Origin of the sequence: Kribbella yunnanensis (assembly GCF_039529655.1) — a bacterium.
GTDB lineage: Bacteria > Actinomycetota > Actinomycetes > Propionibacteriales > Kribbellaceae > Kribbella > Kribbella yunnanensis.
The window spans coordinates 238,009-259,978 of sequence record NZ_BAAANF010000008.1; the positions used below are offsets into that span (position 1 = coordinate 238,009).

Below are 21,970 nucleotides of genomic sequence, written 5' to 3' on the forward strand. Positions count from 1 at the left end.
ATCCTTCAGACAGTTGTGAGAACAGGTTCGGTGGCGGCGCGGCGGCGGTGGTCCAGTGCCCCGGAGAGCACGGCGACACTCAGGCCGGCGAGGGCGAGTCCGGCGCCGACCCAGTTGGGGGCGGTGTAGCCGAGACCGTGCGAGATGGTCAGGCCGCCGAGGTACGCGCCGATCGCGTTGCCGAGGTTGAAGGCGGCGATGTTGGCCGCGGAGGCGAGTGCCGGAGCGCCGGCCGCCTTGTCCATCACCCGCTTCTGCAGCGGAGCAACGGTCATGAACCCGGCTGCGCCGAAGAGCGCGATGGTGATCGCGGCCGGCAGTTTGGCGTGCGCGGTGAACACGAACACGACCAGTACGGCGGCCATCAGCGCGAGGGCCAGGTACAGACTCGGCATCAATGAGCGGTCCGCCGCCTTGCCGCCGAGCAGGTTGCCGACGACCAGGCCGCCGCCGAAGAGCACGAGCAGCCAGGTGACCGCGCCGGCCGAGAAACCCGCGACCTCGGTCATCATCGGCGCGATGTAGGTGAACGACGCGAACACCCCGGCGAACCCGAGCGCGGTCATCGCGAGAGCCAGCCACACCTGCACGTTCTTGAACACGGCCAGTTCGACCCGCAGCCCGGGACCTTCGGCGGTGTCCTGCCGCGGGACCAAGAAGACGATCCCGAGCAGGCCGATCACGCCGAGCGCGGTCACCGCCCAGAACGTCGACCGCCAGCCGAACTGCTGACCGAGCGCCGTACCGCCGGGGACGCCGAGCACGTTGGCCACGGTCAGCCCGGTGAACATCAGCGCGATCGCGCTGGCCTGCTTGGCCTTCGGGACCAGCGAGGCCGCGACCACCGAGCCGACACCGAAGAACGCGCCGTGCGCCAGGGCGGCGACGATCCGGCCGGTCATCAGTACGCCGTACGTCGGGGCGAGCGCGGCGAGCAGGTTGCCGGCGATGAAGACACCCATCAGCGCGATCAGCACGGTCTTGCGGGACACCTTGGACCCGATCGCGGTCAGCAGCGGGGCGCCGACCACCACGCCGAGCGCATAGCCGGAGATGAGCAGCCCGGCCGACGGGATGCTGACCCCGAAGTCGGTCGCGACCTCGGGCAGCAGGCCCATGATCACGAACTCGGTGGTGCCGATCCCGAACGCACCGATCGCCAGAGCGAGTAACGCCGCAGGCATAGTTTCTGGTCTCCCTCGAATGTAGTCTTGTGACTGTTACCAGCGTCCGCGATAGTTGCAGACGCCGACTATTGCACAAGCGCTATGATGGCGTACGCAATCGTGGATTTCAAGTGGAGGAGTCATGGGACTACCGGACGACGCTGCCGAGGCGCGGGCGCAGGGCTGGCGGACCCTGGCTGCTCTGCACGCCCGGATCGAGGACGAGCTGGAGCGCGCGCTGCAGAAGCAGCACGGTCTGTCCGTGAGTGAGTACGGCGTGCTCGACGTGCTGGCCCGCCAGGACGAGCACCACCTGCGGATGAACCAGCTGTCGAACGCAGTCGTGCTCAGTCAGTCCGCGACCACGCGTCTGGTGAGCCGGCTGGAGGACCGCAAGCTCCTCGAGCGCTACCTCTGCCCGACCGATCGCCGCGGTATCTACACCGAGGTCACGCAGGCCGGTCGCGATCTACTCGACCAGGCTCAGCCGACGCATGACGCCGTACTGACTTCCGCTCTGGAGAAGGCTGCCGAGCTGCCGGAGCTGTCTCCGCTGGTCAACGCTTTGGACAGGCTGACGGTCAGCTGAGGAGGTTGATGAAGGCGGCGGCCAGTGGGTCCGGGCGGCCGCGTGTGTACGCCGTCAGTGCGCGGCTGATCGGGGGATTCGGGCGGAGGATGTGACCGTCGAAGCTCGCCGGGAGGATGTTCTCGGGGACCAGTGCGGGCCCGAGGCCGGCCGCGGCGAGGGCTGGGGCGGCAGCTGTCTGTTCGGTACGGATGGCGATGCGAGGCTCGAAACCTGCTTGTGTACAAGCGATATCGAGTACGTCGGACAGTCCGTGGCTCGGCGTGTAGTGGACCCACGAACGGTCGGCCAGGTCGGCCAGGCTGACGGTGTCGCCGATCGCCGCTGGGTCGTCGGCGGCGACCACGACCATGAAATCCTCGGTGCCGAGTGGTTGCAGCGTTCCCAACCAACCGGTTGGTTGCGGTCCGATTGCGAGGTCGGCCTGACCGGCGTACATGGCCTCGGTGAGCTCGTCGGTGTGCCGGTGCTCGAAGAGGCGGATGCCGACATCGGGGTACGACTGGCGCCAGCGGCGTAGTGCGGCCGGAAGGACGCCCAAGGTGATCGAGTAGAGGGTGGCGATCTGCAGCTCGCCGACTTCGAGACCGGCTGCTTGGCGGGCGGCGCATTGGGCGCGGTAGGCGTCGGCCAGGGCGGCTCGGGCGTGCGGGATCATCGCGCGGCCGGTCGAGGTGAGGCGGACATTGCGCGGCAGTCGCTCGAGCAGCGGGCCGCCGGCCGAGCGTTCGAGGGCGCGGATCTGGTGGGACAGCGCCGGCTGGGTCACGTGCAGCTGCTCGGCCGCCTTCGTGAATGAGCCGGTGTCCACGACGGTGACCAGGTACTCGAGCTGCCGCAACGTCGTCATTACTTCAGCTTATGCGACCGGTGACAACTATGCCTTGGCTTTATCTGCGCAGGTCAGGAAGGCTGTGAGGCATGGAGAACGTGGCGTTGGTGGTCGGTGCACGAGGTGTGATCGGGACGAATCTGGTCGATCACCTGGCCTCGCTGGAGGATTGGCGAGTGATCGGGTTGTCGCGGCGCGGGGGCGTCGACGTACCGGGGAAGGTTCGGCACCTCGCGGTGGATCTGCTCGATCCAAACGACACCCGGGACAAGCTCGCCGGGCTCTCCGAGGTGACGCACGTGTTCTACGTGGCCTATCAGGATCGGCCGACCTGGGCCGAGCTGGTTCCGCCGAACCTGGCGATGCTGGTCAATGTCGTGGATGCGATCGAGCCGGTGGCGAAGGGGTTGCGGCACGTCAGTTTGATGCAGGGATACAAGGTGTACGGCGCTCACCTTGGCCCGTTCAAGACGCCGGCCCGGGAGGACGATCCGCCGCATCTGCCGCCGGAGTTCAACGTCGATCAGCAGCAGTTCCTTGAGGCACGACAGGTCGGCAAGGGGTGGAGCTGGTCGGCGTTGCGGCCGTCGGTGGTTGGTGGTGTTGCCTTGGGCAACCCGATGAACCTCGCGGTCGCGATCGCCGTCTATGCCTCGCTGTCGAAGGAGCTCGGCGTACCGCTGCGGTTCCCGGGTAAGCCGGGCGCGTACGACACGTTGCTGGAGGTGACCGACTCCGGGCTGCTCGCGAAGGCCGCGGTATGGGCGGCGACCGCGCCGGCCGCGGCGAACCAGGCGTTCAACATCGTGAACGGCGATCTGTTCCGGTGGAACGAGTTGTGGCCGAAGATCGCGCGCTGGTTCGAGATGGACGTTGCGCCGCCGCTGCAGATGTCGTTGCAGGACGTGATGGCCGACAAAGCGTCGGCCTGGAAGCAGTTGCAGGCGACCCACGGGCTGGCAGAGACGTCGTACGACGAGGTGTCGTCCTGGCCGTTCGCGGACTTCGTGTTCGGGTGGGACTACGACTTCTTCGCCGACGGGTCGAAGGCGCGGCGGGCGGGCTTCCACGAGTACGTCGCCACCGACGAGATGTTCTTCCGCATCTTCGCGGAGCTTCGGCAGCGGCGGGTGATTCCGTGAATGGCGTACCGACGAACTGTTAGTAGTGGTGGCATGGCATTGATCGCATGCGTGAAGCGTCGCCCGGGCGACCGAATCGGCGACTATTAACAGTCCGTCGGTACACCCTCTAAGCTCCCGGTGTGGCGGCGATGGGTGCGGGACGGGTGCTGGGTGCCAACCTGCGTGCGCGCCGGGACGAGCAGGGGATCTCGCTGTCCGAGCTGGCCCGGCGGTCGGGGATCGCGAAGGGCACGCTGTCACAGCTCGAGTCGGGGAGCGGGAACCCGACCATCGAGACGGTGTTCAGTTTGTCGAACGCTCTCGGCGTACCGGTCTCGGCGCTGCTGAGCGATGCGCCGACGGCCGACCTGGTCCTCGTGCGGGCGGCGGAGGTCGACGTACTGTCCGGTGAGGCGATCGACCTGCGGATGGTACGGCGGCTGGAACCGGCCGGCGGGTTGTTCGAGATCTACACGCAGGACGTGCGGCCGGACGCCGTACAGCACTCGGACGGTCATCCCGGGATCGAACATCATGTGGTGTTGAGCGGGCGACTGCGGGTGACATCGCGCGGCCGGACGGAGGAGCTCGGGCCGGGGGACTACCTGGCGTTCCGGGCCGGTGGGCCGCACGAGTACGCGGCGGTGGACGGGCCGGTGCGGTCGGTGCTGCTGCTGGAGTACCCGCCGGACGCCGCCCCGCCCGGGCCGGGACCGCATCGCAGTTGAGACGTTGACCGCGGGGCAGTGCGCGCCGTACTCTCGAAATCGTTCAGTTTAATGAACGGTCATCGAGGAGGTCGCCGTGCCGCAGCCCGACGTGGTCGTCGTGGGCGCGGGCGTGATCGGCGCGGCCTGCGCCGAGGCGTTGTCGGCGGCCGGGGTCCGCGTGCTGGTGATCGACCGCGACGGACCTGCGTCCGGTACGACGGCGGCCGGCGAGGGGAACGTGCTGGTCTCGGACAAGGAGCCGGGGCCGGAGCTCGAGCTGGCGGTCGCGTCGCGGTTTGAGTGGGAGACGGTGATTGCTCGCCTGCGGGGTGTGGACGTGGAGTGGGAAGCCAAAGGCGGCGTGGTTGTTGCGACTGGTGATCCGGCGCCGTTGAAGGCGTTCGCTGCTAAGCAGCAGGCTGCTGGGGTTGACGCTCGGGTGATCTCGGCGGCTGAGGCCTTTGAGTTGGAGCCGTTGCTGACGCCTCGGGTGACAGTTGCGGTGCACTATCCGGATGACGCGCAGTTGCAACCGGTGCTGGCGGCAACTGCTTTGCTCGCTGCGGTGCGGGATCGCGGTGGTGAGGTTCGGTCGGGGGTGACCGCGCTCGGGGTGCGGCGGTCGGCGTCTGGTCGGGTGATCGGGGTCGAGACGACTGACGGCGTGATCGCGTGTGGCGCCGTACTGAATGCTTGTGGGCCTTGGGCTGGTGGGTTCAGCGCCGAGGCTGGTGCGCCGATTCGGGTGTTGCCGCGGCGGGGCATGATTTTGGTGACGGCGCCGCTGCCGGCCTGTGTCCGGCACAAGGTTTATGACGCTGATTATGTGGGCGCGGTCGGGAGCGGGGACGCGGAGCTGCAGACGTCGACGGTGGTTGAGTCGACGCGGGCTGGGACGGTGTTGATCGGGTCCAGTCGGGAGCGGGTGGGGTTCGACTCGGCTCTGCGCGTCCGAGTGTTGCGGGAGTTGGCGCGGAAGGCCGTTGGGCTATTTCCGTTCCTGGCTGAGGTTGCGGTGATGCGGACGTACGGCGGGTTTCGGCCTTATGCGCCGGACCATCTGCCGGTGATCGGGGCTGATCCGCGGGTGCCGGGGCTGTGGCATGCGACCGGACATGAGGGTGCGGGGATTGGGTTGGCTGCTTCGACTGGGCGGTTGGTGACTGAGCTGTTCTTGGGGTTGACGCCGCATGTTGCGGCCGAGCCGTTTCGGGTGGATCGGGAGGCGGTGATCTCCGGATGACTTCCTTCCTTGGGCCGGTTGGTACGGCGGAGGTCGTACCGGTGACTGTGGACGGGTCGCCGGTCGAGGCGGTTGCTGGGCAGACCGTGGCTGGGTTGTTGCTGGGGCGCGGGCAGGACGCTTGGCGGACTACGCGGGGTGGTGGGCGGCCGCGGGGTGTGTTTTGTGGGATCGGGGCTTGTTTCGACTGCTTGGTCGTGGTGAACGGGGTTCCGGACGTGCGGGCTTGCCAGCGGACTGTCGCGGCGGGGGATGAGATTCGTTCGCAGGCTGGGGCTGTGCTGCCTCGTGGGGGTGTTGGCGGGTCTGCTGGTCAGACGGTTCGGGCTGATGTTGTGGTGGTGGGTGCTGGGCCGGCGGGGATGGCTGCTGCGTTGGCGGCGGCTGATGGTGGGGCGTCGGTGGTGCTGGTTGACGCTGGGCGTGCTTTGGGCGGGCAGTTCCATCGGCAGGCTGCGGCGGAGTTCGGCGTACGGCGGAAGTCGTTTGTGGGTGATCGGGTGCTGTCGCATGAGCTGATCACGTATCTGCCGGAGTCGTCGGTGTGGGCGATCGAGGGGACCCGGCTGTGGGTGCAGAGCGGCGCGGCGGATGCTGCTGAGCGTTCGGTGTTTGCGGTTGATGGTCGGGCTGTGGTGCTGGCGACTGGTGCTTACGATCGGTTTTTGCCCTTCCCTGGTTGGGATCTGCCGGGGGTGTACACCGCCGGTGCTGCGCAGGCGCTCGCGAAGGGCCAGCGGGTCGCGGTCGGTCGGCGAGTGGTGGTTGCGGGGACCGGACCGTTCCTGCTGCCGGTCGCCTCATCGCTGATCGGCGTCGGCGCTGCGGTGGTCGGATTGTTCGAAGCCAATCGCTTGTCCACGGTTGTTCGTGGGTGGGCGCCAGACACTTTAGTTGCTGTTAGCAAGCTTGGTGAGGCCGCCGGGTATGCGCGCACGCTGGCTCGACACCGTGTTCCGCTCCGGCACGGGTGGACTGTCGTCGCAGCCCACGGAACCGACCGGGTCGAGGCAGTAACCATCGCCCGCCTCGACGCAGGCTGGACCCCGATCCCAGGCACCGAACGACGCTTGGAGTGCGACGCAGTCTGCGTAGGCTTCGGCTTCACACCCCAACTCGAACTAGCAGTAGCCGCCGGCTGCAACCTCACCGACGACGCCCTCGCAGTCGTCGTGGACTCCAACCAACAGACAACCACCCCCGGCGTATTCGCCGCCGGAGAACTCACCGGCATCGGCGGCGCCGACCTATCAGCCGCCGAAGGCCAAATCGCCGGCGCAGCCGCAGCACGACACGCGAGCGCGGCGCGACGGGAGAGCGAGCCGGAGACGCCCAAGCCGACAGCGGGTGCAACCGCCGCCGCGACACCCACTGGCACACCCGCCGCGACATCCGCTGGCGCATCTGCGGGCACGCCCGCCACGACGTCCGCCGGCGCATCCGCGGCTACTCCCGGCACGTCCGCGGCTACTCCTGCCGCGACATCCGCCGGCACGCCCGCTACGACATCTGCTGGCGCATCCGCGCCTACTCCCATCAGCACAACCGCCGGCACATCCGCGGCCACATCTTCGATCACAACCACCATCACACCCGCCAACGCCACGACGGCCGGCACGTCCACCACAGCTGCCGACAAACGGCTTGAGCGGTTGCGGCGGTTTGCGGTTGCTTTGGGGCGGGCTTATCCGGTTCGGGGTGGGTGGAAGGGGTGGAGTGGGGACGACACCGTGGTTTGTCGGTGTGAGGAGGTTTGCCGGGGGGACGTTGAGGCGGTTGGTGGGGTTGGGGGGCGGGCGTTTCGGTTGAGTAGTCGGGTGGGGTTGGGGTTGTGTCAAGGGCGGGTTTGTTCGCGGAACGTGGCTGAGCTGGTTGGCGACAGTCCATTGATGAAACGGCCGATCGCCGTACCGGTGCGGTTGGGTGATTTGGCAGAGGCTGAGGAGACGTTGTGACGGAGAAGCTGGATGGCGTGATCGTGGCGACGGCGTTGCCGTATCTGGAGGATGCGGGAGCGCCGGCGGGGTTGCGGCCGGATCTGGATCGGTATGCGGAGCACTGCCGGTGGCTGGTGGACAACGGGTGTCGCGGCGTGGGGCCGAACGGGTCGCTCGGGGAGTACTCGTCGCTGAGCGATGACGAGCGCCGGGCGGTTGCGCGGACGGCTATTGATGCTGTGGGCAACGATGGTGTCGTGGTTGTCGGGGTGCACGGAGTGGGTGCGCATCAGGCGCGGGCCTGGGCGGAGAAGGCGGCGGAGGACGGGGCGGACGGCGTACTGTGCCTGCCGCCGACGATGTACCGGGCGAACCGGGGTGAGGTGCTGCACCACTTCAGTGAGGTCGCCAAGGCCGGGTTGCCGGTGATGGTCTACAACAACCCGATCGACACCAAGGTCGACCTGACGCCGGACTTGCTCGCCGAGATCGCGCAGATCGAGAACGTGGTCGCCGTCAAGGAGTTCTCCGGTGATGTCCGCCGGATCCTGGAGATCCGGGAGCTGGCTCCGGACCTCGCGGTCATCGCCGGGGCGGACGATCTGACGCTCGAGGCGCTGCTGATGGGGGCGACCGGATGGTTCGCCGGGTTCCCGAACGTGTTCCCGGCCGAGTCGGTGCGGTTGTTCGAGCTCGCCGTACAAGGCAAGCTGGAAGAGGCGCGCGCGTTGTACGAACCGCTGGTCGCGGCGTTCCGGTGGGACTCGCGGGTGGAGTTCGTGCAGGCGATCAAGTACGGCATGGACTACGTCGGCCGGTACGGCGGCCCGTGCCGCCCGCCGCGTGGGCCGCTCGTGCCCGAACACGTCGCACAACTGGAGCAGGACATGAAGAAGGCCGTGGAGTCTTTGCGATGAGGTCCGTCCGGACGATCACCGCGATCGACTCACACACCGAGGGGATGCCGACGCGCGTCGTCACGGGCGGGGTCGGCGTCGTGCCTGGTACGACGATGGCCGAGCGGCGCGAGTACTTCATCAAGCACCTCGACGACCTGCGGCTGTTCCTGATGAACGAACCGCGCGGGCACGCCGCGATGAGCGGAGCGATCCTGCAGCCGCCGACTCGGCCCGACGCGGACTGGGGTGTGCTTTACATCGAGGTCTCCGGCCTCCTGCCGATGTGCGGTCACGGCACGATCGGCGTCGCGACCGTGCTCGTCGAATCCGGCATGGTCGAGGTGCAGGAACCGGTGACCGTCGTCCGGCTGGACACCCCGGCCGGCCTGGTCGTCGTAGACGTTGCCGTGCGCAACGGTCGCGCGGAACACGTGACGCTGCGGAACGTCCCGTCGTACAGCCATTCTTTGGATGCCGTGGTCGACGTGCCCGGGCTGGGGCCGGTGACCTACGACCTCGCATACGGCGGGAACTTCTACGCGATCCTGCCGTTGGAGCAGCTCGGGATCCCGTTCGACCGTGCCTACAAGGACCAGATCATGGCGGCCGGCCTGTCGTTGATGGAGGCAATCAACGCGACGGATCGCCCGGTCCATCCGCTCGATCCTGGCATCAACGGGTGCAAGCACGTGCAGTTCACCGCACCAGGACTCGACGGCGCGCACTCGCGCAACGCGATGGCGATCCACCCCGGCTGGTTCGACCGCTCCCCGTGCGGCACCGGTACGTCGGCCCGGATGGCGCAACTCCACGCCCGCGGCGAACTCGCCCTCGGCGAGGACTTCGTCAACGAGTCCTTCATCGGCACCCGCTTCACCGGCCGCCTGATCGAGGAAACCACCGTCGGCCCGCACCCAGCCGTCGTACCAACAGTCACCGGCCGAGCCTGGATCACCGGCACCGCCAACTACCTCCTCGACCCAGACGACCCGTTCCCCACCGGCTTCGTCCTATAGTCCCGCGCATGGAGTTTGCCGAGGTTGTACGTCGGCGGCGCATGGTGCGGGAGTTCGCCGACCGGCCGATCGCACCGGAGTCCGTCGAGCGGATCCTCGCCAGCGGGCAACGGGGTCCGTCGGCGGGATTCGTCCAGGGATTCGCGTTCCTGGTGCTGACCGAGCCGGCGGATCTCGACCGGTTCTGGCCGTTCGCCCCCAACCAAACTCGGTACAAACCACGGGTGATGAACGCACCCCTGGTCGTCGTACCGCTCGCCGACCGCGCGACGTACCTCGAGAGGTATACGGAGGAGGGCTGGCCGGCGCCGTACTGGAGTATCGACACCGGCATGGCGGCGATGCTGATGCTGCTGACCGCGGTCGACGAGGGGCTTGATGCCTTTCTGTTCTGGCTGATGCCGGACGCGGAGACCAAGTCCGCGGACTCGGATGTTCCGCCCCACGTGCAGCAGTTCCGCGAGGAGTTCGGCATCCCCGAGGGGCTCGATCCGATCGGTGCGATTGCGATCGGTCACCGGGCCGACGACCTGTCGGCGCAGCGTCCCGAGATGGACGAGAGGCGGCGTGCACCGGAGACATTCATCCACCGCGGCCGCTGGACTAGTTGAGGTGGTTCTGCCAGTCGGTGGGGACGTTGCCGGCCGGGCCGGGGACTGGTTGGTCGGCTGGGCGGGACTGGGGGTCGGCTAGGGCGGGGCCGTCGTAGTACTGGGACTCGCCGTAGTGCCAGAACCAGTCCTCGCCGGGTTCGAAGCTGCGGACGATCGGATGGCCGGTCTCGGTGAAGTGCGCCGAGGCGTGCTGTGCGGGTGACGAGTCGCAGCACCCGATGTGACCGCACTCCGCACACCGTCGCAGGTGGAACCACCACCCGTCGTTGCTCAAACACTCCGCACACCCGGTGCCACTCGGCGGAACCGCGCTGTCGATCCCAGAACTCTCCGTCATACCGCACATCCTTACCCGCCCAGGTCCCCCGGACAAGCAAGCTCCGGTCGGTAACGACACGTAGTGGTACCGCCGAGGCGGTCCGGCAGGTCATCCCCACGCGTACGCCGCAGTCAGTGCGTCGACTACTACGTGTCCTTGCCGACGGATCCTCCGACGAACAGGAGGTATCCGCCCGACGGCCCTCGGAATGCCGGCGATGAGCGTGGTGCCGGCGGGCGGTGGGTCTATACGTCCTGTCCTTGGGGTGATTACTCGGGCCAGGGGGAATTCTGGATGACCTCTACGAAGTCGGTGGGGTGGAAGTTGGGGTGGAAGTGGCGGAGGACGTCGGATTTGACGTTGCCGAAGGTGGTGGTGGGGCGGTCGACGAGGGCTTCGGTGAAGGCGGCGAGGATTTGGGGCTTGAAGTTGGGGCGGGGGTGGGCGGCGAGGACGGCGTCGCGTTGGCGGGAGGGGAGGAGGTGGTAGTCGACGCCTAGAACGTCGTATTCGACGCCTCGGGTGACGAGGGCGATCTCCGGCGCCATGTGCAGGGGGATCTCGGGGGTGGTGTGGAGGGCGATGGCGGTCCAGACGCGGTCGGCGTGGGGAGTGGGGACGCCGTGGGATTCGAGGAAGCGGCGGGCCTCGTCGGCGCCGTCGAGTTCGAAGCGCTGGTCGGTACGGCGGTAGTGCTCGGTCAGACCGAGGTCGTGGAAGAGGGCGCCGACGTAGAGGAGTTCGGAGTCGAACGCGAGGCCGTCGGCGAGACCGCGGAGGGCGCCGAACAGGTAGATGCGGCGCGAGTGGTGGTAGATGAGGGGTGTCGCGACGTCTTGGACGAGGGCGGTGGCTTCGCGGGCCAGAGGGCTGTCGGGGATCTTGATACCGGCGATCTCTTCGGTCATGGGACCAGGTTGGCCGGTGCGGTTACGCTGCTGCCATGTCCAAATTGCCAGGACAACCACAGATTCGGACACGCCGCGTCGCGTTCATCGTGTATGACGGGGTGACGCTGCTCGACGTGAGTGGTCCACTCGAGGTTCTCCACCAGGCGAATCGGGGGACCGCGCGGTACGAGACGGTCCTGGTCTCGCCGAACGGCGGCACCGTGACGACCGCCGCCGGACTGAGCCTCGCCGGCACCGTCAAACCGAACGATGTTGACGAGCTAGACACCGTGGTGATCGCGGGGGCCGATCAGCTCGCCGAGCAGGTGCCGGACGACGTTCGCCAGACTGCCGCCGTACTGTCGGACGGCGCCGAGCGGGTCGCGTCCGTGTGTACCGGCGCCTTCGTGCTGGCTGCGTTGGGAGCGCTGGACGGCAGGCGGGCGACCACGCATTGGCGGCACGCGGAGACGCTTGCTCGCAAGCATCCGCAGGTGAACGTGGAGCCAGACGCGCTGCACATCACCGACGGCCGCTATGTCACCTCGGCCGGGATCAGCGCCGGGATCGACCTGACCCTCGCGCTGGTCGAGGCCGATCACGGTCCGGAGGTCGCGCGGGAGGTGGCGCGCGAGCTGGTCGTGTTCATGCAGCGCCCGGGCGGCCAGTCGCAGTTCTCGACGGCGATCGCGACACCGCCCGCCAAGAGCGATCCACTCCGCGAAGCGACTGCGGCCGTCGTCGCTGACCCGGCGGCCGATCACAGTCTGCCGGCGTTGGCGGCGTCGGTGGCGGTCAGTCCGCGGCATCTGACCCGGCTGTTCCAGACCGAGCTGCAGACCACGCCTGGGCGGTGGATCGAACGGGTCCGGTTGGATCGCGCTCAGCAGTTGATTCTGGATGGGCACAGCATCACGGCAGCGGCCAGGCGCAGTGGTCTCGGGAGCGACGAGACGCTGCGCCGCGCGTTCGCCCGGCATCTTGGCACCACGCCGACGGAGTACAAGCGGCGCTTCCAGCTGACCGGCTGATACAGGCTGGGTCGAATGGTCTACCCCGGTTGCTGGACCATTTCGGCGGTACCCGTAGATCGTGGTCGACAGAAACGTGGCCGCCCCCGAGAGGACCTCGCCATGCCGTCCGTCCGCCGTCTCGCCATAGCTGCTGTGGTGGCTGCCCTGGCGTTCGCTCCGAATGCACAAGCCAGTACGCCGCCCAAGGCCGTCCAGGCCGCGCCCGGGATCGACTACTGGACCGAACCATCCAGCACGAGTATCTTCAAGGATTCCCTGCCCAGCAGGGAATCCGGCCGCTCGATCGCTCTCGACACCGCGGCGAACGAGGAGGAGAGCGCGCAGATCGTCCTGCGCTCGGCCGCCCCGCTGACCGTCGACGGCGTGACCTTCGGCAACCTCACCAGCGGTTCGCAATCGATCGAAGCCGCCAACCTGTCGTACAACTTCGTCACCTACAAGTTCCTCGACGCGAACACGAAGTTCGGCGACCAGCCGATCTACCCGGTGGTGCGCAAAGCTGAAGCCGACTTCCCCGATCCGTTGTCCAACGCCCGTACGGCGAGTGTCGGCCCGCGGACGGCGTTGTCGATCTGGGTGACCGCCGCCGTACCGAAGGGGACCCGGCCCGGCGTCTACACCGGGAAGGTAGTCGTTGCCACCAGCAACGGTGAGCTCGAAGTGCCGGTGTCGGTCGACGTCCGCGACGTACAACTACCGGATCCGGCGGACCAGACGTTCGAAACCGTCTTGTGGAACACGTTCTTCGGCGAGATCTCGTGGGGCCCGGACGGGCAGACGATCGAGGAGACGTACGACTACCCGCGGTACAGCCCGCAGTACTGGGACCTGCTGGAGAAGGTCGCGGTGCAGATGAAGCGGCACCGGACGAACACGTTGACGCTGCCGCTGGTCAACCTGATGCTGGACGGCAACACGACCGTCACCGACAACAGCAACGGGACCGGTCGTTACACCTTCGACTGGAGCCGGATCGACGAGCTGGTGAAGTTCTTCGTCGATCGCGGTGTGGTCAAGCGGCTCGAGGGATTCTGGGTATCGGCGGACACCTCCGGCTGGCCCGGCCCGAGCAACGAGATCCGTGATGTCGAGATCATCGACGGCACCGGCGGCAAGGGCAGGCGCAACTACGTGGACTGGAACACGAAGAAGGCGAACAACTTCATCGACCAGTTCATCCCGGCGCTGAAGCAGCACGTGCAGGACAAGGGCTGGGACACCGACCTGAAGTATTGGATGCACGTGGGTGACGAGCCGGGGATCGGCGATGACCATGAAGAGGAGGAGCGGGCGTGGCGCGGCATCCTGGACCGGATGCGGCTGACGTGGCCGGACGTTCCGGTCGGCGACGCTGCCTTCCACGAGCCGGTGGCCGCCAGCGTCTCCCAGGAGATGGCGGTCGTCATCCCGAACCTGCTGAACTACGACCAGAACCAGCAGACGTACGACGATTTGCGGGCCGATGGCAAGGATCTGTACTTCTACAACTGCAACATCCCGGTCGGCAACTATCTCAACCGCTTCATCGACCAGCCGCAGTTCAACCAGCGGCTGACCCCTTGGTACGCGTATTCGCGTGGCGCCAACGGCTACTTGCATTACTCCATGAACGGCTGGCTGGCGGAGCTCGGCAAGGAGGAGTCGAAGGGCGACCACTACATCGTCTGGCCGGACAAGGACAACAACACCATCGAGTCGTCGATCCGGTACGAGTCGTTGCGCGACGGTATCGAGGACTACGAGGTGCTGAACATCCTCGGCAAAACGGATCCCAAGCTGGCAAGGGATCTGGCGACGGCACTGACCCAGAGGGCGGACAAGTACAGTCCGGACACGGGCTACCAGGCACGCATCCGCAAGATCGCGCTGGACGCCGCAGCCGGGAAACCGATGGCGGACCTTGCCGCCGGGAAGACAGTGAGCGCGTCGAGCGCGGCCGCCGGGCACGAGGCGGCGAAGGCGGTCGACGGTAGCGACGTGACGAGCTGGCAGCCGGTTGACTCGGGCAACCAATGGTTCCAGGTGGACTTCGGGCGGCAGATCCAGCTCGACGGGATCCGGCTGAACTGGTCCGGTACCCCGGCCGCTGACTACACGGTCAAGGTTTCCTACAACGGCACCCGCTGGAGTACGGCGTACGAGGGTGGTGGCGGTGCGTTCGCCGGGATCAACGGGAAGGCGCGGTTCGTCCGGATCGAGTTCGGCAGTGGGGTGTCGGGGCTGAAGAGTCTGGAGGTTGCCGGGAGCCCGCTGGCGAAGCAGAACCTGTTGGGCGGGCGCAACTACACGCTCAACCCGACTCCGAACAACCTGCCGGACACTGGATTCGAGTCGACCGACGGTGTGCTGGCCGACGCGCATGACGACGGGCGGACGTATGGGTTCGGAGCGGGGCAGGAGACTGCCACCATCCAGTTCGACCTCGGGTCGGCGCAGAAGATCGACGAGGTTCGGCTGCACGCGTACGAGGAATACCCGGCGTACCGGCCGGACCGGTTGACGATCGCGACGAGTACGAACGGGACGACCTGGACGCAGAAGGGCTTCCTGCCGGGTACGCCGAATGACCAGTCGAAGATCTGGTTCCAGTTCGACTTCCCGGAGACCAGTGCGCGCTATGTCCGGGTGACGCTGACGAAGGCGTTCACGGACGACGCCTCGGTGATGCTGGTCGACGAGATCGAGGCCTATGCGAGTAACGGGCCGGCCAACCTCGCCGCAGGCGCGTCGTACGCGAAGAGCACGCCGCCGCACGGCAACTACCCGGACACCGGCGACAAGGAGTCGACCGACGGAGTGATCGCGGGGCACCACGAGGACACCTTCAACTACGGCTACACCTTCCCGGTCGGTACGACGGGTAGGGCGAATGTGACCGTGGATCTGGGCGCGGCGAAGCCGATCGGGCGGATCGAGGTGCACGACAACTTCGACGGGGTGACGAAGTACTCGCCGGACACGGTCCGGATCTCGGCCGGCAACAGTCCGGACGCGCTGACGCCGATCGGCTCCGCGGGAGTCTCGTCGGCGCAGTGGTTCCGGTTCCCGGTGCAGACCACGGCGCGGTACGTGCGGGTCGAGTACGAGAAGTACTCGCAAGGTATCGCCGCCGACTGGATCTTCGTGGACGAGATCGCGATCTACCCGAGCTGAGCCCCAGCGGGATCCCAGCCGGCCGGTCACGACACATACCCAGTGAGAACCCCCGATGGGGGACGATCTGGAGGTGGTGACGTGACGATAGCGCCGGCTGGGATACCCGAGGGATTGCCGAGGACGATGAGCGATGCGGAGCTCTGGCGACGGTCGGTCGAGGGGGAGACGGAGGCGTTCGGGTCCCTGTTCGACCGGCATGCCAAGGCGGTCTACAACTTCGTCTTCCGGCGGATTGCCTCGTGGAGTGACGCCGAGGACCTGACATCACTGGTGTTCCTGCACGCTTGGCGGCGCCGGGCCGAGGTGGTGCTGGTCCACGACTCGGCCCTGCCCTGGCTGCTGCGGACAGCCGACTACGTACTGCGGAACGAGTGGCGCAAACAGCACTTCCGGCGGCTCAACCTCCTGCGCCAGGCGCCAGCCGCCAATGAGCCGGACCACGCGGAGTGGGTCGCGGCGCGGATCGACGACGAGCGAGAGGCCAAGCGGCTGCGCGCGTTGCTGCGCAAACTGCCGCGGCACGAGCGCGAGATCGTCGAACTCTGCTTCTGGTCGGGTCTCGACGCAGCCGCGGCCGCCGTCGCCCTCGACATCCCGCTCGGCACCGTGAAGTCCCGGATGTCGCGCGCCCGCAAACGTCTTCGCGACCTGAGCGTCGCCGTCGGTACTGAAGCTTTGGAGGACCTGTCATGAGAGAGCTGCTCAACCGCCGTCCCGACCAGCCGATGCCGCCCGGGCAGCACGAAAAGCTCCGCGCCGACCTGCTCACCGCGATCGAGACCGAGCAAGCCCGTACGCCGCGCCGCGTGCTCGTCCCGGTCGCCGCAGCGGCCGCCGTACTGATGGTCGCCGCCGGCCTTGCCGTCGCCGTACCGGCACTACGGAACAACGACTCCGGTACGTCGGTCGCCGGGCAAGGTGCGTTGTCGATCCGTGAACTGTCAGCGCAGGAGACCGCGGAGTTGCAGGCTCAGTGCCTGGCGGAGGCCGACCGGATCACGCTCAAGCAGTTGCCGCGACCGTTCCGTGGGTACACCCCGGTGCGGGCATTCCAGTTCACTGATGTGCAGGATCCGCGGGTCGTCAACACCTGGCTGATCACCAAGGGCATCCCTGACAAGTGGCAGGACGATTCGCCGTCGGTCGATGTGCCGGACGAGGAGGGGTACTGGCTGTGCAGCCGGACGAAGGGCGGGGTGATCAGCGAGTCGAGCATCCGGCAGGGCGATCACATGCCGTACCCCCATCCGGTGTGGAGGTCGTCGCGGAACTCCGGTGTCCTGGTCGACCCGGTGGTCCGGGTGACTGTGCAGGAGCAAGGCAAAGCCGAGGCGGATGCCTATCTGGCCAACGGTTTCTGGTTCGCGCCGACCGTCGGGCGAACCAACTGGGGTCCGCACGACGCCGACGACCCGAGCCTGAAGGACTTCGTCGTTCGGGGGTACGACGCGGGGAACCGGATGGTGTACGACAGCGCCGATCTGCCGACCCAGGAGCCGTGCATGCACCGCTGGGTCGACCCGAACGGCAACCCTGTAGGCGGCACGAAGACCCCGACGCTTCCGTACTGCAAGACCTACGACTGGTCGGCTAAGTGGTGAAACGGACGGGCTGGCCGGGGCGGAGCTGGGCGCAGGCCGGCAGGGACGCCGCCGAGACGTAGGCGATCACCGGGTAGCCGCCGGTGACGGGGTGGTCGGCGAGGAAGATGACGGGGAGGCCGGAGGGCGGGATCTGGATCGCGCCGAGGGCCATGCCTTCGCTGGAGAGTTCCCCTTCGCGGGCGCGCTCCAGCGGGGTGCCGTCGAGGCGGACGCCGACCCGGTTGCTGTTGCTGCTGACGTCGTAGGTCTGGCTCAGGAACGACGACCAGCCGCTGTCGGTGAACCAGTCGCGGCGCGGACCCGGAGTCACGCGGACGGCGACTGTCCCGGCGGAAGGGTCCGCGACCGGGGCGAGGTCGACGCCGGGCATCGGTCCGCATGAGCGGCCGACCGGCAACGAGACGCCGGCCTGCAGGGGCTCGGGGCCGAGGCCGGAGAGCAGGTCGGTCGAGCGGGAACCGAGCACAGCCGGTACGTCGATCCCACCGCGGACCGCGACGTACGTGCGCAGCCCGGATCGCGGCGGACCGAATCGCAGTACCGTGCCGGCTCGCACGATCGACGGCGCGTTCAGCGGTACGCCGGTGCACGGGGCGCCGGTGATGGCGATGGTCAGGTCGGTGTCGGCGTGCAGGACGAGGCCGCCGAAGGTGATTTCGAGCGCGGCGGCGCCGGGGTGGTTACCAACCAACCGGTTGGATAGCGCGTACGACGCGGGGTCGCACGCGCCCGAGGCCGGAACGCCGAGGGCGGCCTGGCCGACTCGACCGGCATCCTGAATCGTTGCCAAGGGCCCCGTTTCCAGCACGGTGATCATCCGCGGCCCGCATCGACGAAGCGGACCCGGCGGCCGGGGTGGAACAGCGCAGCGGGATCGCGTTGCTGGTCGAAGATCTTCAAGTCGGTGCGCCCGATCAGCTGCCAGCCACCGGGTGATTCCCGCGGGTACACCCCGCTGAACTCACCGGCGAGGGCGACCGCGCCGACCGGAACCTTGGTGCGGGGTGACGAACGGCGCGGGATGTTCCAGTCCGCCGTACCGGTCAGGTAGCCGAAGCCGGGGGCGAATCCGCAGAAGGCCACCGTCCACTCCTCACCGGTATGGCGCTCGACGACCTCGCCAACCGTGCATCCGAGCAACTCGGCCACGTCCTGCAAATCCTCGCCGTCGTACACGACCGGGACTTCCAGTAGGTCACCTGAGCTCCGGGCTGTGGTCAGCGGCTGCACCTCGAGCAGGTGGCGGTTCAGCGCGCTCAGACTGCCGGTGGTCGTGACGAGCACGGTGCGCGCGGCGGGGACGATATCGACGGCGTTGGGTGGCCGGTCAGCCAGCAGCGCGGCGTAGTAGCCGAGCACCTCGTCGAGGTCGTCGAGTTCGACCAGGAGCGCCCGGTCGCCCGCGGGCAGGATCTGCATCAGCGGCCGAACGGGCTCAGCGTGACGCCGGCGTCCTCCAGGGCCGCGCGCACCCGGCGCGCGATGTCGACCGCGCCGGGGGTGTCGCCGTGCACACAGATCGAGGCAGCTTCGACGGTCAGCGCACCGCCTGTGTGGTCGGTGATCGGCCGGCCGGTGGCCATCGCCGTACAGCGTGCTGCAATCTCATCAGCGTCGTGCAGGACTGATCCGGCCTCGCGGCGGGAGACCAGCGTGCCCTCGGGCGTGTACGCCCGGTCTGCGAAGGCCTCGTGGACCACGGTGAGGCCGGCTTCGGTGGCGAGGCGGAGCCAGGCTGATCCGGGCAGGCCGAGGACTGGGAGCGTGCGGTCGTAGTCGGCGACCGCGCCGACGACGGCCGCGGCCTGAGCCTCGTGATGGCCGATCGTGTTGTAGAGGGCGCCGTGCGGCTTCACGTAGCGGACGCGGTCCCCGGCGATTCGCGCGAATGCGTCCAGTGCGCCGAGCTGATAGACGATCTCGTCGCGCAATGCGGCCGGCTCGATGTCGACGAACCGCCGTCCGAAGCCGGCCTTGTCGGCGTACCCGACGTGGGCGCCGATGGCGACACCGCGCTCGACCGCCTGGCCGGTCACCCGGCGCATGATCGAGGGGTCGCCCGCGTGGAAGCCGCAGGCCACATTGGCGCTGGTGACGACGTCGAGCAGCGCGCTGTCGTCACCCATCGGCCAGGAGCCGAAACCCTCACCCAGATCCGCGTTCAGGTCCATACGCAACCTTAAGAGATTGTTGAACAATCCTGCAAGAGGTTTGTTCTATGATTCGCCCATGAGTACGGGTGCGGCCGACGGAAGCCGGCAGGAATGGTTGCGGACGGTGGCCGCCGATGTGGCGCGGCTCGACCGAAGCAGCTCTGCCGAGCGCGCTGCTGACATCCTCCGTCGCAGTATCACCGAGGGTGCACTCCCGCCCGGTGCCCAGCTGTCCGAGGTCGAGCTGACCGAGGTCCTGGAGGTCAGCCGGAACACGCTGCGCGAGGCGTTCCGGCTGCTCACCCACGAGGGCCTGCTGATCTACAAACTGCACCGCGGCGTCTTCGTCCCCGAGCTGGACGAGGCGGACGTGATCGACCTGTACCGGTTGCGCCGCGTGCTCGAGGTCGACGTCGTACGCGGTCTGGCCGACCGCGATCCCGAATTGCCTGCCGCACGGCTCGAGCCGCTGGCCGATGACGTCGAGGCGGCCGAGGCTGCGGCCCTCGCAGACCGCTGGCCGGCCGTCGGTACGGCGAACATGCGCTTCCATCAGCACCTGATCGGCCTGGCCGACAGCGCGCGGATGGACGCGATGACCGGCCGGCTGCTGGCGGAGTTGCGACTCCTCTTCCACGTGATCGCGGCACCGCGCGAGCTGCACGAGCCCTACATCGCCCGCAACCGCACCCTCTTCGAGCTACTCGAAGCCCGCCGGTACGACGAGGCCGCGGCCACCCTGCACCAGTACCTCCTCGACTCCGAGATCGCGATCCTCGAGGCCTTCCGATCTCGTTGACGATTATGGGGTTGCGCGCCCCCGGTGCGACCTGAGTTGATGAGTGTATGAGCGACGAGCGGACCGATCAGACGCCCAAGTCCTACCGCCCCATCGACGCCAAAGGTTTCCGCGAGTCCATCGCGCGGGGCTGGGGACCGGTGGACCGGTCCGTGACTGTGCCGGAGGGGCTGGCCGAAGCGGCCGCCGAGCATCGGCGCAAGCTGTCCGCGGCATTGCCTGGGCGCCGGATCGCGCTCGGTGCCGGACATGCGCCGGTGCGTTCCAATGACACCGACTACGACTTCCGCGCCGACAGCGACTTCGTCTGGCTGACCGGCTGCCAGGCCCAGGGCGCCGTACTGGTGCTGTCGGCCGATGGTGACGCCACGCTCTATCTTCGCGAGGCGGCCGGGCCGGAGGAGGCCGACTTCTTCGCGAATGCGCGCGACGGTGAGCTGTGGATCGGCCCGGTGCCGGGTCTGAAGGACTGGTCGGACGCGCTGCAGATCGCCTGCCGCCCGATCGAGGAGTTGCCGTCGGCGCTGCGTGGCGCGGTTCCGTTCATGCTCTCGGTGCCCGGGGTCGACCCGATGCTCGACGCGCTCGTGCAGACCTCGCCACATGACGGGAACTCGTTGCGCCAGTCGATCGCCGAGCTGCGCCGGATCAAGGACGACTGGGAGCTGGACCAGCTGCGGGACGCGGTCGCGGCGAGTGTGCTCGCGTTCGAGGACGTGGCGCGCGAGTTGCCGGAGGCCATCCGCGGCGGCGGCGAGCGCTGGCTGCAGGGCACGTTCGACCGGCGAGCGCGGACGGCCGGTAACGGCGTCGGCTACGCGTCGATCGTTGCTGCTGGCAAGCATGCGCCGGTGCTGCACTGGGTCCGCAACGACGGCGCCGTGAACGAAGGTGACGTGATCCTGCTCGACGCCGGGGTCGAGACCCGCACGCTCTACACGGCGGATGTCACCCGCACGTTCCCGGCCACCGGTGAGTACACCGCGGCTCAGCGGCAGGTTCACGACCTGGTGCACAAGGCACAGCTCGCGGCACTCGATGCTGTGAAGGCAGGAGCGCCGTACCGGGCCTTCCAGCACGCCGCGATGGTCGTGCTGGCCGAAGGGCTGCGGGACTGGGGGCTGCTCGACGTGTCGATGGACGAGCTGCTCGGGCCGGACGGCCAGCAGCACCGGCGGTTCATCGTCTGCGGAACCGGCCACTACATCGGTCTCGACGTCCACGACTGCGACGCGGCCCGGCCGGAGACGTACTTCGCCGGTGAGATCGAGGCCGGTATGGCGTTGGCGGTCGAACCGGGCCTGTACTTCCATCCGAACGACGAGACCGTGCCGCCGGAGCTGCGTGGCATCGGAATCCGCATCGAGGACAACGTCGTGGTGCACTCCGACCGCCTCGAGATCCTGACCGAGGCGCTCCCGATCGACACCGACGGGCTCGAGAAGTGGACCCGCAAGCACCTCAACAGAGTGTGACTGAATGGTCACCGAAAATTATTTGGTCACCTGTAGTAACGAAGACCGGCGTCCACACGATGTAGTCGTCGGGGAGGGTCGAACTCGGCCCGGCGCGTGACAGTGGGGGGCCGCGGTCACGCGCCGGCCGAATTCCGACACCGGATCAGGGGAGATCCACGGGGGTGGGGTCATGAATCTGCGAGTGAAAGTCATCCATTACGGCCAGGCGCACTGGTACGCCGACATCGACGATGCGGACGATCCGCAGCCGGACGACCCGTTCTGGTACCTGGACCACTGCCGCACCCAGGCGCAAGCCCTCGAGGCCGCCTGCAGCGAGCTGACGGCCCTGTCGACCCAGGCCCGCCGCGGCGACCATCTCTACCGCGTCCTCGAGATCAGCGGCGTCGCGGTCTGATTCGTTGGTT

The 21,970-nt window shown here is 67.8% G+C and carries 22 protein-coding genes; 15 read left to right on the forward strand and 7 right to left on the reverse strand.

The window, feature by feature from the left end; all coding sequences use genetic code 11:
• Positions 1 to 5 precede the first annotated feature (5 nt).
• Positions 6 to 1,184 (reverse strand): MFS transporter, encoded by a 1,179-nt coding sequence (locus tag ABD231_RS12610; protein ID WP_344149747.1) that lies wholly within the window; start codon positions 1,182 to 1,184, stop codon positions 6 to 8.
• Positions 1,185 to 1,308: 124 nt separating this feature from the next.
• Here ABD231_RS12610 and ABD231_RS12615 point away from each other — a divergent pair, with 124 nt between their 5' ends.
• Complete coding sequence (locus ABD231_RS12615) at positions 1,309 to 1,755, forward strand: MarR family winged helix-turn-helix transcriptional regulator (RefSeq protein WP_344149749.1); 447 nt, start codon at positions 1,309 to 1,311, stop codon at positions 1,753 to 1,755.
• Here the strand turns inward: ABD231_RS12615 and ABD231_RS12620 are convergent.
• Positions 1,748 to 2,605, reverse strand: coding sequence for a LysR family transcriptional regulator (locus ABD231_RS12620; protein WP_344149751.1), 858 nt, complete (start codon positions 2,603 to 2,605; stop codon positions 1,748 to 1,750). The genes ABD231_RS12615 and ABD231_RS12620 overlap by 8 nt on opposite strands.
• Positions 2,606 to 2,676: 71 nt before the next feature.
• On the opposite strand from ABD231_RS12620, the gene ABD231_RS12625 reads away from it, so the two are divergent.
• From ABD231_RS12625 to ABD231_RS12655, 7 genes are all read left to right on the forward strand, one after another.
• On the forward strand, positions 2,677 to 3,729 hold the full coding sequence (locus tag ABD231_RS12625; RefSeq protein ID WP_344149753.1) for an SDR family oxidoreductase: 1,053 nt from the start codon (positions 2,677 to 2,679) through the stop codon (positions 3,727 to 3,729).
• Positions 3,730 to 3,860: 131 nt separating this feature from the next.
• Entirely contained in the window at positions 3,861 to 4,439 is a 579-nt protein-coding gene (locus ABD231_RS12630; RefSeq protein WP_344150117.1) for a helix-turn-helix domain-containing protein, read from the forward strand.
• 76 nt (positions 4,440 to 4,515) lie between these two features.
• Complete coding sequence (locus ABD231_RS12635; protein WP_344149755.1) at positions 4,516 to 5,664, forward strand: NAD(P)/FAD-dependent oxidoreductase; 1,149 nt, start codon at positions 4,516 to 4,518, stop codon at positions 5,662 to 5,664.
• On the forward strand, positions 5,661 to 7,619 hold the full coding sequence (locus ABD231_RS12640; RefSeq protein WP_344149757.1) for an FAD-dependent oxidoreductase: 1,959 nt from the start codon (positions 5,661 to 5,663) through the stop codon (positions 7,617 to 7,619). The genes ABD231_RS12635 and ABD231_RS12640 overlap by 4 nt, the downstream gene beginning before the upstream one ends.
• Complete coding sequence (locus tag ABD231_RS12645) at positions 7,616 to 8,518, forward strand: dihydrodipicolinate synthase family protein (RefSeq protein ID WP_344149759.1); 903 nt, start codon at positions 7,616 to 7,618, stop codon at positions 8,516 to 8,518. The genes ABD231_RS12640 and ABD231_RS12645 overlap by 4 nt, the downstream gene beginning before the upstream one ends.
• The gene (locus tag ABD231_RS12650) at positions 8,515 to 9,516 is read left to right on the forward strand and encodes a proline racemase family protein (RefSeq protein ID WP_344149761.1); all 1,002 of its coding nucleotides are present in this window, start codon (positions 8,515 to 8,517) and stop codon (positions 9,514 to 9,516) included. Before ABD231_RS12645 ends, ABD231_RS12650 begins: the two co-directional genes overlap by 4 nt.
• 8 nt (positions 9,517 to 9,524) lie before the next feature.
• On the forward strand, positions 9,525 to 10,127 hold the full coding sequence (locus tag ABD231_RS12655; protein ID WP_344149763.1) for a nitroreductase family protein: 603 nt from the start codon (positions 9,525 to 9,527) through the stop codon (positions 10,125 to 10,127).
• Here ABD231_RS12655 and ABD231_RS12660 read toward each other — a convergent pair.
• The gene (locus ABD231_RS12660; RefSeq protein WP_344149765.1) at positions 10,120 to 10,467 is read right to left on the reverse strand and encodes a UBP-type zinc finger domain-containing protein; all 348 of its coding nucleotides are present in this window, start codon (positions 10,465 to 10,467) and stop codon (positions 10,120 to 10,122) included. The genes ABD231_RS12655 and ABD231_RS12660 overlap by 8 nt on opposite strands.
• Before the next feature lie 251 nt (positions 10,468 to 10,718).
• Positions 10,719 to 11,357: an HD domain-containing protein gene (locus ABD231_RS12665; RefSeq protein ID WP_344149767.1), complete on the reverse strand. Its 639-nt coding sequence runs from the start codon at positions 11,355 to 11,357 to the stop codon at positions 10,719 to 10,721.
• A gap of 35 nt (positions 11,358 to 11,392) precedes the next feature.
• Here ABD231_RS12665 and ABD231_RS12670 point away from each other — a divergent pair, with 35 nt between their 5' ends.
• From ABD231_RS12670 to ABD231_RS12685, 4 genes are all read left to right on the forward strand, one after another.
• Positions 11,393 to 12,370 (forward strand): GlxA family transcriptional regulator, encoded by a 978-nt coding sequence (locus ABD231_RS12670; RefSeq protein ID WP_344149769.1) that lies wholly within the window; start codon positions 11,393 to 11,395, stop codon positions 12,368 to 12,370.
• 102 nt (positions 12,371 to 12,472) lie between these two features.
• On the forward strand, positions 12,473 to 15,526 hold the full coding sequence (locus ABD231_RS12675) for a glycoside hydrolase domain-containing protein (RefSeq protein ID WP_344149771.1): 3,054 nt from the start codon (positions 12,473 to 12,475) through the stop codon (positions 15,524 to 15,526).
• A gap of 126 nt (positions 15,527 to 15,652) precedes the next feature.
• A complete protein-coding gene (locus ABD231_RS12680) occupies positions 15,653 to 16,222 on the forward strand; it encodes an RNA polymerase sigma factor (protein WP_344149773.1) in 570 nt (189 codons plus the stop codon).
• Complete coding sequence (locus tag ABD231_RS12685) at positions 16,219 to 17,130, forward strand: hypothetical protein (protein ID WP_344149775.1); 912 nt, start codon at positions 16,219 to 16,221, stop codon at positions 17,128 to 17,130. Before ABD231_RS12680 ends, ABD231_RS12685 begins: the two co-directional genes overlap by 4 nt.
• Here ABD231_RS12685 and ABD231_RS12690 read toward each other — a convergent pair.
• From ABD231_RS12690 to ABD231_RS12700, 3 genes are read right to left on the reverse strand one after another with little or no spacing between them, the layout of a single operon-like run.
• Positions 17,120 to 17,950 carry a 5-oxoprolinase subunit C family protein gene (locus tag ABD231_RS12690; RefSeq protein WP_344149777.1) on the reverse strand — a complete coding sequence of 277 codons (831 nt, stop codon included), beginning with the start codon at positions 17,948 to 17,950 and terminating at the stop codon, positions 17,120 to 17,122. The two genes, ABD231_RS12685 and ABD231_RS12690, sit on opposite strands and share 11 nt — an antisense overlap.
• Positions 17,947 to 18,552: a 5-oxoprolinase subunit B family protein gene (locus ABD231_RS12695; RefSeq protein ID WP_344149779.1), complete on the reverse strand. Its 606-nt coding sequence runs from the start codon at positions 18,550 to 18,552 to the stop codon at positions 17,947 to 17,949. The genes ABD231_RS12690 and ABD231_RS12695 overlap by 4 nt, the downstream gene beginning before the upstream one ends.
• Positions 18,552 to 19,304, reverse strand: coding sequence for a LamB/YcsF family protein (locus ABD231_RS12700; protein WP_344149781.1), 753 nt, complete (start codon positions 19,302 to 19,304; stop codon positions 18,552 to 18,554). The genes ABD231_RS12695 and ABD231_RS12700 overlap by 1 nt, the downstream gene beginning before the upstream one ends.
• Before the next feature lie 58 nt (positions 19,305 to 19,362).
• On the opposite strand from ABD231_RS12700, the gene ABD231_RS12705 reads away from it, so the two are divergent.
• The 3 genes from ABD231_RS12705 (at position 19,363) to ABD231_RS12715 (ending at position 21,960) form a co-directional block, all read left to right on the forward strand.
• Positions 19,363 to 20,085, forward strand: a complete 723-nt coding sequence (locus tag ABD231_RS12705) for a GntR family transcriptional regulator (protein ID WP_344149783.1) — start codon at positions 19,363 to 19,365, stop codon at positions 20,083 to 20,085.
• Positions 20,086 to 20,132: 47 nt separating this feature from the next.
• Positions 20,133 to 21,560, forward strand: coding sequence for an aminopeptidase P family protein (locus ABD231_RS12710; protein ID WP_344149785.1), 1,428 nt, complete (start codon positions 20,133 to 20,135; stop codon positions 21,558 to 21,560).
• A 172-nt stretch (positions 21,561 to 21,732) separates the two neighbouring features.
• Positions 21,733 to 21,960 carry a hypothetical protein gene (locus ABD231_RS12715; protein WP_344149787.1) on the forward strand — a complete coding sequence of 76 codons (228 nt, stop codon included), beginning with the start codon at positions 21,733 to 21,735 and terminating at the stop codon, positions 21,958 to 21,960.
• Positions 21,961 to 21,970 lie beyond the last annotated feature (10 nt).